Origin of the sequence: Proteus sp. G4380 (assembly GCF_963885725.1) — a bacterium.
Classification (GTDB): domain Bacteria; phylum Pseudomonadota; class Gammaproteobacteria; order Enterobacterales; family Enterobacteriaceae; genus Proteus; species Proteus mirabilis.
Genome location: NZ_CAWPAV010000180.1, coordinates 1 through 17045, shown reverse-complemented (window position 1 = coordinate 17045; position 17045 = coordinate 1). Strand labels below are relative to the sequence as shown.

At 39.3% G+C, this 17045-nt stretch carries 14 protein-coding genes; 9 read left to right on the top strand and 5 right to left on the bottom strand.

What is annotated here, in order from left to right; all coding sequences use genetic code 11:
* The first annotated feature begins 26 nt into the window (after nucleotides 1-26).
* The 3 genes from AACU98_RS15880 to AACU98_RS15870 all read left to right on the top strand — a co-directional run bounded on the left by AACU98_RS15880 (nucleotide 27) and on the right by AACU98_RS15870 (nucleotide 3962).
* Nucleotides 27-1499 (top strand): beta-barrel assembly-enhancing protease, encoded by a 1473-nt coding sequence (locus AACU98_RS15880; protein WP_004248284.1) that lies wholly within the window; start codon nucleotides 27-29, stop codon nucleotides 1497-1499.
* A gap of 8 nt (nucleotides 1500-1507) precedes the next feature.
* Nucleotides 1508-1864 carry an arsenate reductase (glutaredoxin) gene (gene arsC, locus AACU98_RS15875; RefSeq protein ID WP_004243423.1) on the top strand — a complete coding sequence of 119 codons (357 nt, stop codon included), beginning with the start codon at nucleotides 1508-1510 and terminating at the stop codon, nucleotides 1862-1864.
* 847 nt (nucleotides 1865-2711) lie between these two features.
* Nucleotides 2712-3962, top strand: coding sequence for an MFS transporter (locus AACU98_RS15870; protein WP_012368036.1), 1251 nt, complete (start codon nucleotides 2712-2714; stop codon nucleotides 3960-3962).
* Between the two features lie 109 nt (nucleotides 3963-4071).
* Here AACU98_RS15870 and hda read toward each other — a convergent pair whose 3' ends face one another.
* The 4 genes from hda to upp form a co-directional block, all read right to left on the bottom strand.
* Nucleotides 4072-4779 carry a DnaA inactivator Hda gene (gene hda, locus AACU98_RS15865; protein WP_036896130.1) on the bottom strand — a complete coding sequence of 236 codons (708 nt, stop codon included), beginning with the start codon at nucleotides 4777-4779 and terminating at the stop codon, nucleotides 4072-4074.
* Between the two features lie 162 nt (nucleotides 4780-4941).
* Nucleotides 4942-6147, bottom strand: coding sequence for a mechanosensitive ion channel family protein (locus AACU98_RS15860; RefSeq protein WP_004243426.1), 1206 nt, complete (start codon nucleotides 6145-6147; stop codon nucleotides 4942-4944).
* 295 nt (nucleotides 6148-6442) lie between these two features.
* Nucleotides 6443-7744, bottom strand: coding sequence for a uracil permease (gene uraA, locus AACU98_RS15855; protein ID WP_004243429.1), 1302 nt, complete (start codon nucleotides 7742-7744; stop codon nucleotides 6443-6445).
* 108 nt (nucleotides 7745-7852) lie between these two features.
* Entirely contained in the window at nucleotides 7853-8479 is a 627-nt protein-coding gene (gene upp, locus AACU98_RS15850; RefSeq protein ID WP_004248287.1) for a uracil phosphoribosyltransferase, read from the bottom strand.
* 231 nt (nucleotides 8480-8710) lie between these two features.
* Here upp and purM point away from each other — a divergent pair, with 231 nt between their 5' ends.
* The 6 genes from purM (at nucleotide 8711) to mgtE (ending at nucleotide 16458) form a co-directional block, all read left to right on the top strand.
* On the top strand, nucleotides 8711-9751 hold the full coding sequence (gene purM, locus AACU98_RS15845; RefSeq protein ID WP_004248288.1) for a phosphoribosylformylglycinamidine cyclo-ligase: 1041 nt from the start codon (nucleotides 8711-8713) through the stop codon (nucleotides 9749-9751).
* Between the two features lie 13 nt (nucleotides 9752-9764).
* On the top strand, nucleotides 9765-10394 hold the full coding sequence (purN, locus tag AACU98_RS15840; protein ID WP_004243435.1) for a phosphoribosylglycinamide formyltransferase: 630 nt from the start codon (nucleotides 9765-9767) through the stop codon (nucleotides 10392-10394).
* 109 nt (nucleotides 10395-10503) lie between these two features.
* Nucleotides 10504-11094, top strand: a complete 591-nt coding sequence (gene speG / locus AACU98_RS15835) for a spermidine N1-acetyltransferase (RefSeq protein ID WP_004243436.1) — start codon at nucleotides 10504-10506, stop codon at nucleotides 11092-11094.
* A 46-nt stretch (nucleotides 11095-11140) separates the two neighbouring features.
* Complete coding sequence (gene ppk1 / locus AACU98_RS15830; protein ID WP_004243437.1) at nucleotides 11141-13222, top strand: polyphosphate kinase 1; 2082 nt, start codon at nucleotides 11141-11143, stop codon at nucleotides 13220-13222.
* 3 nt (nucleotides 13223-13225) lie between these two features.
* Nucleotides 13226-14761 carry an exopolyphosphatase gene (gene ppx / locus AACU98_RS15825; protein WP_004243438.1) on the top strand — a complete coding sequence of 512 codons (1536 nt, stop codon included), beginning with the start codon at nucleotides 13226-13228 and terminating at the stop codon, nucleotides 14759-14761.
* A gap of 233 nt (nucleotides 14762-14994) precedes the next feature.
* Nucleotides 14995-16458, top strand: a complete 1464-nt coding sequence (mgtE, locus tag AACU98_RS15820; RefSeq protein ID WP_012368037.1) for a magnesium transporter — start codon at nucleotides 14995-14997, stop codon at nucleotides 16456-16458.
* A gap of 64 nt (nucleotides 16459-16522) precedes the next feature.
* On the opposite strand, the gene AACU98_RS15815 is transcribed toward mgtE, so the two are convergent.
* A complete protein-coding gene (locus AACU98_RS15815) occupies nucleotides 16523-16744 on the bottom strand; it encodes a hypothetical protein (RefSeq protein ID WP_004248291.1) in 222 nt (73 codons plus the stop codon).
* Nucleotides 16745-17045: the final 301 nt, after the last annotated feature.

Sequence of the window (17045 nt, the reverse complement as noted above, 5' to 3'; positions counted from 1 at the left end):
TAAGATAGCTATCAGGATGTTGTTGTATGAAACTCAGACTTAAAAAACCACTGGTCGCGCTTCTTGTTTCTACTTTGCTATCAACATCAGTGTTGCCTGCTCACGCTGCGATTGATATTGAAGATACCCTGCCCGATATGGGAACGACAGCAGGCTCAACATTGAGTATCAATCAAGAAATCGCTATGGGTGATTACTATACTCGCCAATTAAGAAATAGTGCACCATTAGTTTTTGACCCTCTACTTTCTAATTACATCAATAATTTAGGTCAAAGATTAGTCTCTAATGCCAGTTCGGTAAAAACCCCCTTTCACTTCTATTTAGTGAATAACCCCAATATTAATGCCTTTGCTTATTTTGGTGGCAATATCGTATTGCACTCAGCACTATTTAGATACAGCCGTAATGAAAGTGAATTAGCTTCTGTTATCGCCCACGAAATTTCTCACGTTACCCAGCGTCATCTTGCAAGAATGTTAGAAGATCAGTCTAAAACCACGCCACTGGCTATGGCTGGAATATTAGGCTCTATTTTAATATTTATGGCTAACCCCAATGCCGGTTTAGCCACCTTTACGGGAAGTATGGCTGGGATGCAACAAAACATGATCACCTTCACGCAAATGAACGAACAAGAAGCTGATCGGATAGGAATACAAACTCTTTATCGTGCAGGGTTTGATCCACAAGGTATGCCTAATTTTATGCAGATCTTAGCAGACCAAGTGCGCTATAGTTCTAAGCCGCCTGAAATGCTATTAACGCACCCCTTACCTGACAGCCGTTTATCTGATGCACGTAGCCGAGCAGCGCAATATGCTCCGCGCAAAGTGCCACAATCGGCTAATTTTCTCTATGCTAAAATGCGGGTATTAACTATGCTTGAGAAAAACCCCGCATCAAGTAACGCCTTGCAAACCACGCTGGATCAGTTTAGGCAAGGAACGGAATTAGAAAAATCAGCCGCCAATTATGCACAAGCCTTACTCTATTCTCGTGATCGTAAATTTAATGACGCGAGAAAAATACTCGCCCCTATGCTGGCAAAAGAGCCAAATAATATCTGGCTTATTGATGCCATTACCGATATTGACGTAGAGCAAAACCGTGCTGCAGAAGCGATAACACGTTTACAACAAGCGCTTAAGCAATCACCTAATAACAAAGTACTGACGGTTAATTTAGCTAATGCTTATATGCAAAATAAGCAATATAACGAAGCTAATCGATTATTATATCGCTATACCTTTGACAACCCTGACGATCCTATTGGTTGGCAGTTGGTGGCGGAAAATGCGGCAAAACAAGGTAATCGAGCCCAAGAGCTTGCAGCTTACGCTGAAGATTTGGCATTACGAGGAGATTTTGAAACTGCCATTCGTTATCTTGGTGATGCGAGTCGTCAAGTAAAATTAGGCAGTAATGAGCAAGCTCGTTTTGATGCACGTATTGATCAATTGCGTAAACTTCAACATAAAGACAGTCAATTTAAATAAGGGATAATATGACCAACAAAGTAACGATTTATCATAATCCGCGCTGTTCTAAAAGCCGTGAAACCTTACATTTATTAGAAGAGATGCATATCACCCCTGACGTTATTCATTATTTAGATACGCCGCCTTCTGTTGATGAGTTAAAAGCATTACTCAAAGCGCTAGATTTTGACGATGCAAGAAAATTAATGCGCACCAAAGAAGAAATTTATAAAACCCTAAAGCTTGCTGATGAGAGCTCACAAGAAGCATTAATTCAGGCCATGCATAATCACCCTAAATTAATTGAACGTCCTATTGTGGTCGTTGGCAATAAAGCGCGTTTAGGTCGTCCACCTGAGCAAGTTACCGCCCTTTTTAAGTAGGCTAAATTGGCAATTGCCGACATTGACGGTATGGCGCATCACTAAAACGTAATCTGAGTGATTTCAGAGCATTGAGACGAGAAACCTTACGGCTGTTTTCAAAGATCGGTGATGCGCCCTAATAACTCATTATCTGCAGTGCGCTCAAAATGACAGAAAACCAACACGTTATACCTATTAACTTACTTCACTCCTCTTCATATCAATAACACAATTCTCTACTGCTTTATTACCACATCACAACGGTGTTACCGCCATCTGTATATTCTAAAGGTTACTAATGTTAATTTTATGTTACAAGTACTAAGGAAACACGATAGTTATTTCCATTAGTAGAATAAGGTAGTTTATTGCTTGCTTTCAAAATATTTCATCTTAATTTCATTTTTTTTATAGTGAATATTTTACCAAGATCAAAAATATCTATCACGATCACATTATCCTGTTACAAATAACAGCCAACAGAAAAAATTTATGAAACGTTTCATTTGTATTGTGACAAAAGTCTCTTTACACGAGTGAATTCCTACTTATTATGGTCTTCAGAAAATATGATGGCAGATTTGATTTGCGATACACTTCGAACCATTTTTATTTTCGTTATCATCCAATTCAGAAATTAATATTAGAGATACAATTTAAACAATACTGCAACATAGCAAAATACGTTAATTCGCCACTTCTTTTACACATGCCTACTCGCTATCTCACTAGAGATAGTGCGTTATGTTTTTTTTAAAAGTGTATAGATATCGGCAAACTAACTGAAAATATAGCCAACATATGGGCGACTAAAACTAATCAATCATCAAAATACCAGATGATTGCCAGGCTAATAGGAAATTTAATGAACATCGTACATAGACTCAAACTTGTTTCATTCCTCCAATTTTTTATTTGGGGCTCTTGGCTTGTTACGTTTGCTTCATATCTATTTGATAAATTACATTTTAAAGGTACTGACGTTGGGCTAATTTTTAGTGCTTTAGGATTAGCATCACTGATCGCACCGGTGATCATGGGATTTATTGCGGACAAGATAAATAACCGTAAGCTGGTCTTTATTACCCTGCATATTTTATCCGCGTTTGCTTTAGTGCTGATGTCCCAAATGACCACAGTGACTACCCTCTTCTTTGCGACACTTCTGCATTTATTGTTCTTTATGCCAAGCATTTCTATGGCAAACAGTATTATTTTTGAGTTACTAGAGCAAAAACACCTAGAGCCAAATGACTATTTCCCCAAAATCCGTGTTTATGGCACCGTGGGTTTTATTGCTGCAATGTGGGTTATTAGCTTCTTAGGTTTCGGTAATAGCTACGATCAACTGTTTGTTGCTGCAATAGCCTCTATTATCTTAGCGGTATTTGCGATGTTTTTACCGGCGACAAAAGCGACAGATAAAACAGAAGCAAAAGAAGAAGTGGCCGCTTTTAGCTTATCGAATACCTTACAAGTGTTTAAAAAGAAAAATGTGGTTATTTTCCTTTTCTTTGCCACATTGTTAGGTTCAGTATTGCAAATTACCAATACATTTGGGGTTCCATTCTTACAAGATATGGCCAAAGCACCTAATGCTGATGACTCTTTCTTGGCTCATTATCCTTCTGTTTTCTTATCCATTTCTCAAATTTCTGAAGTGGTCTTTATTCTATTTTTACCCCTGTTATTAAAACGAGTGAGAATAGAAACTATCGTATTATTTAGTATGATTGCATGGATCTTACGTTTTGGTTTCTTCGCTTACGGTGACTATTCATCATTAGGCCAAATCGTTCTGTTGTTATCCATGATTGTCTATGGTTGTGCTTTCGATTTCTTTAATATCTCCGGCTCACTATTCCTAGAAAAAGAGATCCCATTACAATATCGCTCTACCGCACAAGGTATGTTTATGACCTTAGTGAATGGTTTTGGTACTTATTTAGGTGCGATGTTAAGTGGCTGGGTTATTGATTTGTATACCACAGATGGTGTTATTGATTGGCAGTCATTCTGGTTGATCTTTACGGGTTACACTGTGGCTATCACCGCACTTTATCTGATTTACTTAGTGGTTCCGCAGAAGAAAACAAAAGTTGTAGAAGCACATTAATTATTTCCCCCATTCTTTATTTGTTGCACTCACCGCTTATCTTTCGAGATAAGCGGTTTTTTATTACTGGTTATCTATTGCATAATACGTTGTTTTAAATAGCTTGCGATTAAAGCTTAAGAATATCTTTTACGAAAGGAATGGTCAGCTTACGTTGAGCCACAATAGAGGCATGATCGAGTTCATCTAGCATTTCAAATAATGTGCGCATTTTTCTATCTAAGCGCTTTAATACAAAACGACCCACATCTTCGGGTAATTCAAATCCACGTAGTTTCGCTCTTAATTGTAGTGCTTGAATTTTTTCTTCATCGCTTAGCGGTTGTAAGCGATAAATTTGCCCCCAATCTAGGCGAGAAGCGAGATCAGGAAGTTGTAAATCAATTTGACGGGGAGGTCTATCCCCTGTGATTAATAGACAGGTGCGACCAAGTTCTAATACGCGATTATACAGATTAAACAGAGCAAGTTCCCACTCTTCATCACCCGCAATACATTGAACGTTATCGATACAAACTAATGAAAGATGCTCCATACCTTCAAGCACATCTGGTACGAAATAAGCCCGTTTATCAAGAGGAACATAACCAACTGCATCTCCGGCTAAAGAAAGCTCTGCACAAGCTGCATGCAACAAGTGGCTTTTTCCGCCCCCATCACGAGACCAGAAATAGATATAACTGCCATGTGATTGGTGAATAGCAGTTTGGATCGCTGCAACGAGTGATGCATTTTCCCCTGCGTAAAAGCTATCGAATGTCTCATCATCGGGCAGAGATAGTGGTAATGATAGCTGTGATGGCGTATTCAGAAGCACCTCACCTGAATAGTTTAATAAACGTCGTGATTCTAACACAAATTCTATCAATGACAGAATCAATATTAAAAAAGCAAGACGAGCTGCTTAAGATGACAGCAATAAATAGCGAAACTGTTTATTTTGACATCAATATAAGATCAGTTTAGCCATTCTATTTCACTATTTAAACGTTATCTTAGAGAGATCGTGACCTGAGGGTTGCTGGTAAATATCTAATTTAAAATACTTAGCACAAGCATTTATATACTCAAAAATTTCTGATTGTGTCTCTTCATATTCCACCCATGTGGTAGCACGAGTGAAACAATATAATTCAACGGGTAATCCCATTGGTGTGGGGGGCATTGTTCTTATCACCAAATACATATCCGGCCTCACATCACCACGCATTTTGATCCAATTTAACATATACTTTCTAAAAAGTTGTAGATTGGTCACCCCGTTGGTTTCTAACCAAGTATTAATATCGCCTATCTCTTCTTCTTTACCTTCTAACATCGCTTCAATGCTTTTTTTAAGTGGCGCAGTATTTTTTAGCTCCTGCACTAACTGTTCTGTAGCAAATGAAATAGAGGATTGATCAATATAGAAACTACGCTTGATACGACGGCCTCCTGAAGAGAACATCGGTTGCCAGTTAGTGTATTTTTCGGTTAAAAAGTCCTTTGTGGGTATACGAGAAATCGTGTTATCCCAATTACGTACTGTAATTGTGTGCAGTGCGATATCAATCACTTCACCACTAATATTACTGCTGGGTAATTCAATCCAATCATATAGTTTTAACACTTTACCATTTGAGATCAGAATATTAGCGACGAATGAGATAAGGGTATGTTGGAAAACAAACATCAATACCGCAGCGATCGCACCAAAGCTGGAAATAATAATCAGTGGGGATTGTTCAGTAAATAGCGCGATAATAAGAATAAAGGCGATGATCCACACCACTATCTTAGCAATTTCAATATAACCTTTAATCGAATTGTTACGGTGCCACGATTTTTTAGCATGCCTGATATTGAAAATATCTAACGCGTTATTAAGAAGAGAAGCAATATTGATGACGATAAAAGCACGACAAACCGTTTCAAAGATAATATTCATCTGTGCTGAAAACGAAGGCAATAACTGGTTTATATAGAGAACCAGAGTGACTGCAACAATAGAGGCACTTTTTTTCGCAATATCTTCTATCGTCTCTTCATCTGAGAGTTCGGTGAATAAAAACAATAGACGCTTGGCTATACGACGAAAGATCATCTTTGCCAGAAACCACACCACCAGCAACGTGATCACTAAAAACAGCGTGGTGAAAATCTGCTTAGATACGATAAAGTCGTATATATCAACAAGTTTTTCCATAACTAGCGTCGTCACCCTTTTAAAAGCTTTGTTACAACCTTAAAACAACTTTTAGCTCAATAATAGCTAAAAAGTATCGCTATCACTAAACCACTAACAATCTCATTGTCTCATTTATTTGCGTTAAATAAATATTATTATTAAGTTTATTTTCTTTTTCTAAGTTTTAAACGCTTTTTATAACAAAAGAGTTCTTGTTTATCTTATAAGAATAAAAAATAACCAATAAAAAAAGCAGTCTATGACTGCTTTTTAGTTCAATGACGAAATATTAGCGAAAAAAGCTCATCAATGATTACTTGGTGTTTGTATGTTCGTTAATTGACTCCAGAGTATCATCCACTAACTCAGTTTCTGGGCGAATAATACTCACCAACTTAAATACTAAACTTAAAACAATACCGACTATCGTTGCTAAAGCCATGCCTTTTAGTTCAGCTGCGCCAATTTGAATTGATGCACCACTTACACCGACAATTAAAATGATCGCTGTTAATATCAAGTTTTGTGGTTTGTTATAATCAACTTTCGAATCTAATAATACGCGAATACCGGACGCCCCTATTACACCATACAGTAATAAAGAGACACCGCCCATTACCGGTACGGGAACCGCTGCAATCGCGGCTGCCAATTTACCAACACAAGAAAGTAAGATGGCGATAATTGCTGCACCACCAATGACCCAAGTGCTATACACTTTAGTAATAGCCATAACACCGATATTTTCACCGTAAGTCGTGTTAGGTGTAGAGCCAAAAAATCCGGAGATAATGGTTGAAAAACCATTTGCAAACATAGAGCGATGTAAGCCTGGGTTTTTCATGAGATCACGTTGAACAATATTCGCGGTTACCACAAGGTGCCCTACGTGTTCGGCAATAACCACTAATGCCGCCGGCAAGATAATAAAAATAGCACTCCACTCAAAACGCGGCGAATAAAAGGTAGGCAGAGCAAACCAATTGGCTTCTTTAATCGGTGTCACATCAACCACGCCCATAAAGAAAGAGAGTGCGTAACCGGCTAACACGCCAATAAGAATAGGAATAATGGCCAAAAATCCCCTAAACATCACTGAGCCTAAAATAGTCACACCCAGTGTCACCATAGAGATTATCAATGTTTGGCTATCAACGGGATTATCTGCGCTAGGTAATAATCCAGCCATATTAGCGGCGGTTCCGGCCAACTCAAGACCTATTACGGCAACGATTGCGCCCATTGCCGCAGGAGGAAACATCACATTAATCCATCCTCGTCCGGCGATTTTCACAATGCCAGCAACAAGGCAAAATAGCACCCCACAGACAATAAACCCGCCCAATGCTAATTCATAGCCTAAAGGAAGTAGCAATAACACCGGAGAGATAAAGGCGAAACTTGAACCTAAATAAGCAGGAATACGACCTTTACAGATAAAGAGATAAAGCAGAGTACCGATACCGTTAAACAATAATATGGTGGCCGGATTAACCTTAAACAAAATCGGCACAAGTACAGTAGCACCAAACATGGCAAACAGATGTTGAAAACTCAATGGGATTGTTTGTAATAATGGTGGGCGCTCTTCTACCCCGATTGCACGACGAGTCATGCTTACGACCTCTCTTTAAAATAGATATAAATGGAATTTAAATTTCAGCGATAAAACAAACCAATAAGTGATCCAAAAAAAAGCCGACTATCAAAGTCGGCTTAATCATTATTTTGTACCAAATATCTTATCACCCGCATCACCAAGGCCTGGGACAATGTACCCATGCTCATTAAGATGCTTATCAATCGATGCAGTATATAACTCAACATCAGGATGAGCTTCTTCTAATGCTTTGATCCCCTCAGGCGCAGCCACTAACACTAAAACTTTAATTGAAGTACAGCCTGAATTTTTTAATAAATCAATTGTGGCAATCATAGAGCCACCAGTTGCTAACATTGGGTCAACAACAAGTGCCATACGTTCTTCAATATGAGAGGCTAGTTTCTGGAAGTAAGGGACGGGCTTTAAGGTTTCTTCATCGCGGTAAACACCAACTACACTGATCCGGGCGCTAGGAATATTTTCTAATACTCCATCCATCATCCCAAGACCGGCACGGAGGATAGGTACAACAGTAATTTTTTTTCCTTTAATCTGTTCTATCTCAACCGGGCCACACCAACCTTCAATTGTTACCGTCTCTGTTTCTAAATCGGCGGTAGCTTCATACGTCAGTAGACTGGAAACTTCTGAAGCTAATTCACGAAAGCGTTTAGTGCTTATATCATGATCTCGCATCAGCCCCAATTTATGTTGAATGAGTGGGTGTTTTACCTCAACGATCTTCATAATTTCTCCTAATGTACGACGCAGCCAGACAAAAAAATCGCGAGATTATACCGCTTTTTTAGTGACTTTCCATCGTTTTTCTATTGATATTGATCAATCGCACAGCTTTTAACCACACTAACATGAATAATTGTGATCTAAAAAGAAGATCCTCGCAAACGTTTGCTTTGCCTGTTAGAATAGCCACCGCACACATTTTTTCTTAACAGCAACTTGCCGTGAGGGCTAGACGTGACTAACAAATCCTCTCTCAGCTATAAAGATGCCGGTGTCGATATTGATGCAGGTAATGCTTTAGTCGATCGTATTAAAAGTGTAGTAAAAGAAACTCGCCGTCCTGAAGTTATGGGGGGTTTAGGTGGTTTTGGTGCATTATGCGCTATTCCCACTAAATACCGCGAACCTATTTTAGTGTCAGGCACTGACGGTGTCGGTACTAAACTTCGCCTTGCGATGGACTTAAATCGCCACGATGATATTGGTATCGATTTAGTCGCAATGTGTGTTAACGATTTAATCGTTCAAGGTGCTGAGCCTCTCTTCTTTCTTGACTACTATGCCACAGGCAAGTTAGATGTCGATACTGCCGCACGGGTTGTAACGGGTATCGCTGAAGGTTGTAAGCAATCCGGCTGTGCCTTAGTGGGTGGCGAAACAGCGGAAATGCCCGGCATGTATCATGGTAACGATTATGATATCGCCGGTTTTTGTGTTGGTGTCGTTGAAAAATCACAGATTATCGATGGTAGCAAAGTTAAAGCGGGTGATGCATTAATTGCTCTCGCTTCAAGTGGCCCTCATTCTAATGGCTATTCACTGATCAGAAAAATTCTTGAAGTCAGTGGTGCCTGTGCTGAAACTACCCCATTAGGTGATACATCACTGGCTGATAAACTCTTAGCGCCAACCCGTATTTATGTAAAATCACTCCTGTCATTAATTGAAAACGTTGATATTCACGCAGTGGCACATATTACTGGCGGTGGATTTTGGGAAAATATTCCGCGCGTGCTACCTGAAAATACGCAAGCTCGTATTAATAGCCAAAGTTGGCAGTGGCCTGAGGTCTTTAACTGGCTACAACAGGCGGGTAATGTCAGCACTCATGAAATGTATCGTACCTTTAACTGTGGTGTCGGCTTATTAATCGCCGTGAGCCAAGCTGATGTTGAAAAAACGCTATCACATCTTAATGCCTGTGGTGAAAAGGCATGGTTAATTGGTGATATTGCCCCACAAGCAGCGGGTGATGCACAAGTGATTATCAATTAGTAAAAGTACCCCCATGAAAAATATTGTGGTCCTGATCTCAGGAAATGGTAGCAACCTACAGGCGATTATTGACGCCTGTAGGGCGCATAAAATCGCAGGCCAAGTTGTGGCTGTTTTCAGCAATAAAGCACAAGCTTATGGCCTTGAACGAGCGAGACAAGCGGATATCCCTGCTTACTTTATCGATCCGGCTGATTATCCTGATAGAGAAGCTTATGATAAAGCGTTAATCACTCAAATTGATGGCTATCAGCCTGATATTGTGGTTCTTGCTGGCTTTATGCGTATTTTATCGCCGTTATTTGTCAACCATTATCAGCATAAGCTATTAAATATTCATCCCTCTTTACTTCCCAAATATCCCGGTCTGCATACACATAAACAAGTTATTGAGAATAAAGATACTTTTCATGGTACTACCGTACACTTTGTCACGGAAGAATTAGACGGTGGCCCGATGATCATTCAAGCGCGTATTCCCGTCTCTCCTGATGATACCGAACAAAGTTTGCAAGCAAAAATACAAACACAAGAGTATCGCATTTATCCTCTCGCAATTAGTTGGTTAGCAGAAGAGAGATTAAAAATGATAGATAATCGGGCGCTACTTGATGGTAATGTTCTGTTTGACAATCTTGATTAACGGTTTCACTTAAGATAAAAAGTCACTTTGTGCTACACTGTAGCCCGCGGTGACTTTTATTGTGTCACCCTTTTCTCTTTTTATTCAATGCATTTTCACCGAGGTGCTTATGTCCGGTGGTAAGAAAGTTCCACCTATAAAATTACGTCCTCTCGAAAGAGAAGACCTTCCTTTTGTCCATAAACTTGATAATAATGCTAGCGTTATGCGCTACTGGTTTGAAGAGCCTTATGAAGCTTTTATTGAGTTAAGCGACCTATATGAAAAACATATTCACGACCAAAGCGAACGACGTTTTATTGCTGAAAGTGAAGGCACAAAAGTCGGTTTAGTTGAGCTGGTTGAAATTGATTATGTTCATCGTCGTGCTGAGTTTCAAATCATTATCGCCCCTGCTCATCAAGGCCATGGTTATGCAGCCCGCGCGGCAAAGTTAGCGATGGACTACGCTTTTTCTGTACTTAATTTATACAAACTCTATTTAATCGTCGATAAAGAGAATGCTAAAGCGATTCATATTTATGAAAAGCTTGGCTTTAAGAAAGAAGGTGATTTAATAGATGAGTTTTTTGTTAATGGCTCTTACCGTTCTGCGATTAGAATGTGTACATTCCAAGCCCCTTATTTTGAACAAAAAGCCAAAGCAGCAAGACCGGAAAATTTTGTTAAACCGGGTGCAACGATAAAACAATATGTCTGATTGATTCAGATAATAAGATTTAACTTTAACCCATGTTGGAGTTCAGATGTCCCAAGAACGACTCTATATTGATAAAGAGATCAGCTGGCTTGCGTTTAACGAGCGAGTATTGCAAGAGGCGGCAGATAAACGTAACCCGCTAATCGAAAGGGTCAGGTTTTTGGGGATCTATTCAAATAATCTTGATGAGTTTTATAAAGTTCGCTTTGCGGATGTAAAACGGCGTATTTTAATTAATGAGGAGCGCGGCTCACGCTCTGGCTCCAGTCACGCTCGTCATTTAATTAAAAAAATCCAATCTAAAGTTGCCAAAGCCGACCAAGAATTCGACGCACTGTATAACGACTTGCTTTTAGAGATGGCGCGTAATCAGATTTTTTTAATCAATGAACGGCAAATCTCACCTAATCAACAAATTTGGTTACGCCAATATTTTCGCCAAAACTTAAGAAAACATATCACGCCGATCCTTATCAACCCTGAAACTAATTTGGTTGAGTTTTTAAAAGATGACTACACATATTTAGCCGTTGAAATTGCTCAGGGGCAAACTATTCACTACGCTTTGTTAGAGATCCCCTCCGATAAAGTCCCTCGTTTTGTTATTTTGCCCACAGAACAAGGCCGAGGTAAGAAAAAGTCAATGATCTTGCTGGATAATATCTTACGCTATTGTCTTGATGAAATTTTTAAAGGCTTTTTTGACTATGATTCTTTAAATGCTTATTCCATGAAAATGACACGTGATGCTGAATATGATTTAGCCACTGAAATGGAATCCAGCTTATTAGAAATGATGTCATCGACCTTAAAACAACGTCTTACCGCTGAGCCTGTTCGTTTTGTCTATCAACGTGATATGCCCGATGAAATGGTTGCTTTACTGCGTAGCAAATTAGGTTTATCTAATAATGACTCGGTCATTGCTGGTGGGCGTTATCACAACTTTAAAGACTTTATTAATTTTCCTAATGAGGGTAGTAAGTTTCTATTAAACAAACCTATTCCTCGTTTACGCCATGTTTGGTTTGATAATTTCCGTAATGGCTTTGATGCGATCCGTGAACGTGATGTGTTACTTTATTATCCTTATCATACCTTTGAGCATGTATTGGAATTATTACGCCAAGCGTCTTTTGATCCCAGTGTTATTTCGATAAAAATCAATATCTATCGCGTAGCAAAAGACTCTCGGATTATCGATTCGATGATCCACGCCGCCCACAATGGTAAGCGTGTCACTGTGGTCGTTGAATTACAAGCTCGCTTTGATGAAGCCGCGAATATACATTGGGCTAAACGCTTAACCGAAGCTGGCGTCCACGTTATCTTTTCAGCGCCCGGCTTAAAAATTCATGCGAAATTATTTATTATTTCTCGTTTGGAAGAAGGCGAAATCATTCGTTATGCACATATTGGTACTGGGAATTTTAATGAAAAAACCGCACGCCTTTATACCGATTATTCTCTGTTAACCGCGAATACAGAAATTAATAATGAAGTACGTCGAGTGTTCAATTTTATTGAAAACCCTTATCGTCCGGTGACTTTTGAACATTTAATGGTATCACCGCAAAACTCACGTATTTTGTTAAACCAGTTGATCACAAATGAAATTCACAATGCTCAAGCGGGGCACCCTGCGGGTATTACCTTAAAAGTTAACAATTTAGTCGATGAAGAGTTAGTTAATCGTCTTTATGATGCCTCACAAGCAGGTGTTAAAATCCGCCTATTAGTACGCGGTATGTGCTCTTTAGTCCCTAATCAGCCCGATTTTAGTGAAAATATTCAGGTCACCAGTATTGTTGACCGCTTTTTAGAGCATGATCGTGTTTATGTCTTTACCAATAAAGGGGATGAGAAAATTTTCCTATCATCCGCAGACTGGATGACTCGTAACCTTGATTATCGTATTGAAGTTGCCGTACCACTACTCGACCCTCAGCTAAAACAGCGTATTTTGGATATTCTTGAGATCCAGTTTAATGATACTGTAAAAGCACGATATTTAGATAAAGATCTAACAAATAGCTATGTTCCTCGAGGAAATAAACGTAAGATCCGCGCCCAACTTGCTGTATATGAATACCTTAAATCATTAGAACAACCAGGATCACGAGCGTAATCAATGCCTTTATTACAAGATGACTCTTCTTCACCACGTCCTTTAGAAATTGCGGCTATAGACCTTGGTTCTAATAGTTTTCATATGATCATAGCCCGTGTTGTCAATGGTGCCTTACAGGTATTAAGTCGTTTAAAACAACGGGTATATCTTGCCGATGGCCTTGATGATAATGATAAACTCAGTGAAGAAGCAATGTTGCGGGGGCTTTCTGCACTTTCCCTTTTTGCTGAAAGGTTACAGGGATTTCCAGCAGAAAATGTCACTGTGGTCGGTACACATACGTTACGGGTTGCTAGCAATGCCAAAGTCTTTTTGCAACGCGCAAAAGAGGTGATGCCCTATCCTATTGAAATTATTTCTGGTCACGAAGAAGCACGCCTGATCTTTATGGGCGTTGAGCATACGCAATCTGAAAAAGGGCGTAAGCTAGTGATTGATATTGGTGGAGGCTCTACCGAATTAGTGATCGGAGAAAATTTTGAACCCATCTTGATCGAAAGCCAGCGTATGGGGTGTGTCAGCTTTAGCCGTCAATTTTTCCCGAACCAAAAAATTAGCGAATCCGCTTTTCGTAAAGCACGCGAAAAAGCAGCACGTAAAATGGAAAAAATTGCTTGGCAATATAAAATGACCGGCTGGGATGTCGCATTAGGCGCATCGGGTACTATCAAAGCTGCACATGAAATTTTGGTTGAATTTGGTGAAAAAGATGGTGTGATCACCCCTGAACGCCTATTAATGTTGACCAAACAGGTACTACGGTTTAAAAAATTTAAGGATATCACCCTACCGGGGTTATCCGATGAGCGTAAACACAGTTTTGTACCTGGTTTAGCCATTTTATGCGGTATTTTCGACACTTTAGGCTTAAAGGCACTCCATTTATCTGATGGTGCATTACGTGAAGGTGTATTGTATGAAATGGAAGGCCGTTTTCGTCATCAAGATATTCGCCAGCGTACCGCCAAAAGTCTTGCTGAACACTATAATATCGATCGTGAACAAGCTAAGCGCGTCCTCACCACAATGCAATCACTGTATGCTCAGTGGGCGGAACAAAATCCTAAACTGGTTCGTCCTGATCTAGAAGCGATTTTAGTATGGGCGGTGATGTTGCATGAAGTGGGATTAAGTATCAATTTAAGTGGTTTGCATCGTCATTCTGCTTATATTCTTTCGAATACAGATCTACCCGGTTTTAATCAAGAACAACAACAATTATTAACTACATTAGTTCGTTATCATCGCAAAGCAATTAAGTTTGATGAGTTACCTAAATTTAATCTATATAAAAAGAAACAGTATTATCCATTAGTACAAATACTTAGGTTAGCAACACTACTTAATAATCAGCGTCAATCAACCACTAAACCGGTTTCTTTACGTTTAGTGACCGATGATAATCACTGGACACTCTATTTTCCTAAAAATTATCTTGCCGATAACACATTGATGGAATTGGATTTAGAAAAAGAACAGGAGCATTGGCAGGCCGTTCCGGGCTGGAAACTGGATATAAAAGAGGAATCTGCTTAACAATATGATATTATACAGAAAAAGACGCGGTATAATGCGTCTTTTGTTGCATTTATCATACAACAACTATCACATAACAACGTAAGGTTTGATTTGTGACGATAATATGAAAATACCCAATGTAATATTTTCAAGATCGCTATTTTTTTATATGGAGAAGACCGATAATCATCCTAAAATGGAATAATGAATACTAATGGTTATCTCCCTCGTAAGAATTAAAAAGGAATAACATGTCTCAATCAGCTATCAATAATGATACTGCGGCTGCCATCAATCCATATTCACAAAAAGTGGCACACCTGCGTCAGCAAATTCTGAACATCTTTCTTGAAGATGACCGTTTTGTTGAAACAGTGTTAGGTGAAGCAAGTGAAAGTGATAGGCTGAGCCACCATGAACTTCATGAAAAAATCACCACTGTTAGAGAATTACTACAAGATCTACACGCGGCAGATATTGCAGATATTCTTGAAGCCCTTCCCTATGATGAACGTTTAGCCCTATGGCATTTGGTTGATAATAATGAGCGTGGTGCGGTTTTAGTCGAAGCCTCTGTCGCCGTTTGGGACAGCCTAATTAAAGATATGACGGATCGTGAATTATTACGCTCAGTCGCTTCTTTGCATGTGGATGAACAGGCCTATATTGCGGAGCATTTACCCCGTGATACCATGCGTCGTCTTTTGACCTATTTAGAACCAAGTCTGCGTAATAGGATCAGAGAAGTCCTGCAATATCCGAAGGATAGTGTTGGACAGATGATGGATTTTGAGTTTGTCACCGTGCGTGGCAACGTAACATTAAAAACGGTTCAACGCTATTTACGCCAACGTGGCTCTATTCCTGAAGCCACGGATAAAATTTTCGTTATTGATAATGCCAATCATCTGTTAGGTGAATTACCCTTAACCACAGTATTAACCCAGTCGCCGGATAAACGGGTCTCTGATGTCATGAAAACCGATACTGTCAGCTTTATGCCCGAAGAGAAAGGCGAAGATGCAGCGGGTGCGTTCGAACGTTATGACTTAATTTCGGCTGCAGTTGTTGATAGTAATGGCCTGTTAATGGGACGTTTAACCGTTGAAGATATCGTCGATAATATGCATGAAGAGAGCGATACCAACATTCGTCGTATGGGGGGGTTAAGCCCAGAAGAGGATGTATTCGCCCCTGTCGGGCAAGCGGTTAAAACACGTTGGACATGGCTTGCTATCAACTTATGTACTGCTTTTGTCGCTTCTCGTGTTATCGGTGTGTTTGAGCATACCATTTCCCAATTAGTCGCCTTAGCAACTTTAATGCCCATTGTTGCAGGTATTGGGGGAAATACCGGTAACCAAACCATTACTATGATTGTGCGTGCATTAGCACTACATCAAATTCAGACTGGTAGTTTCTCGTTCTTAATTTTAAGAGAGTTAGGTGTTGCCCTTATCAACGGTATTGTTTGGGGGGGAATAATGGGAGTTGTAACTTACTTCCTTTATGGTGATGTTGCGATGGGCGCCGTAATGACAATGGCCATGGTACTCAACCTATTAATGGCTGCCTTGATGGGAGTATTAATACCGATGACCATGATAAAACTGGGTAAAGATCCGGCTATTGGCTCAAGTGTGATGATCACCGCGATCACCGATACTGGTGGCTTCTTTATTTTCTTAGGCCTAGCCACTATTTTCTTAGTTTAACAAAACAGATAAAAACGCCACTGTAGAGTACATCACAGTGGCGTTTTTGTTTTTATAGACTTTTTTAGGCTGTTGTTGAAAGAAAGTAATAGACCAGTAGTAATGCGACAACAAGCGATACCATAAACGTTCTTCTTACCGCAACACTGACTGATAAATTATCTTGTTGCAGACTCCCATACAGCGTTTTTTTTAGTAGCAGACTACTAGCTAAAGCGACAACAAACACAGATGCAAATAGCACAATCGCGGCTAACAACACCGCACTTATCGAAATTGAATTCATCATTCCCCCCCTGCTATATCCACCGACATCTGATGTAATTATAACCAGATAATGACGCTTTGAGATGATTTTTGCTGTTTTTCCCTATTTATCATTTAACTATTTAAAATCTATATTTTAAATAAAAATGCGTAACCACGCTTACAATAACCATATTGATTGACATTTAATATCAATAATTTTCAATTTTAAGAAATTTAAAACCAACGAATAGCTAGGTTTATTTTAGATGAATACCCTAAAAATAATGCCAATAACAGGTTATATTGCTACAAAACATCAATGTTTATTAATTAATAAT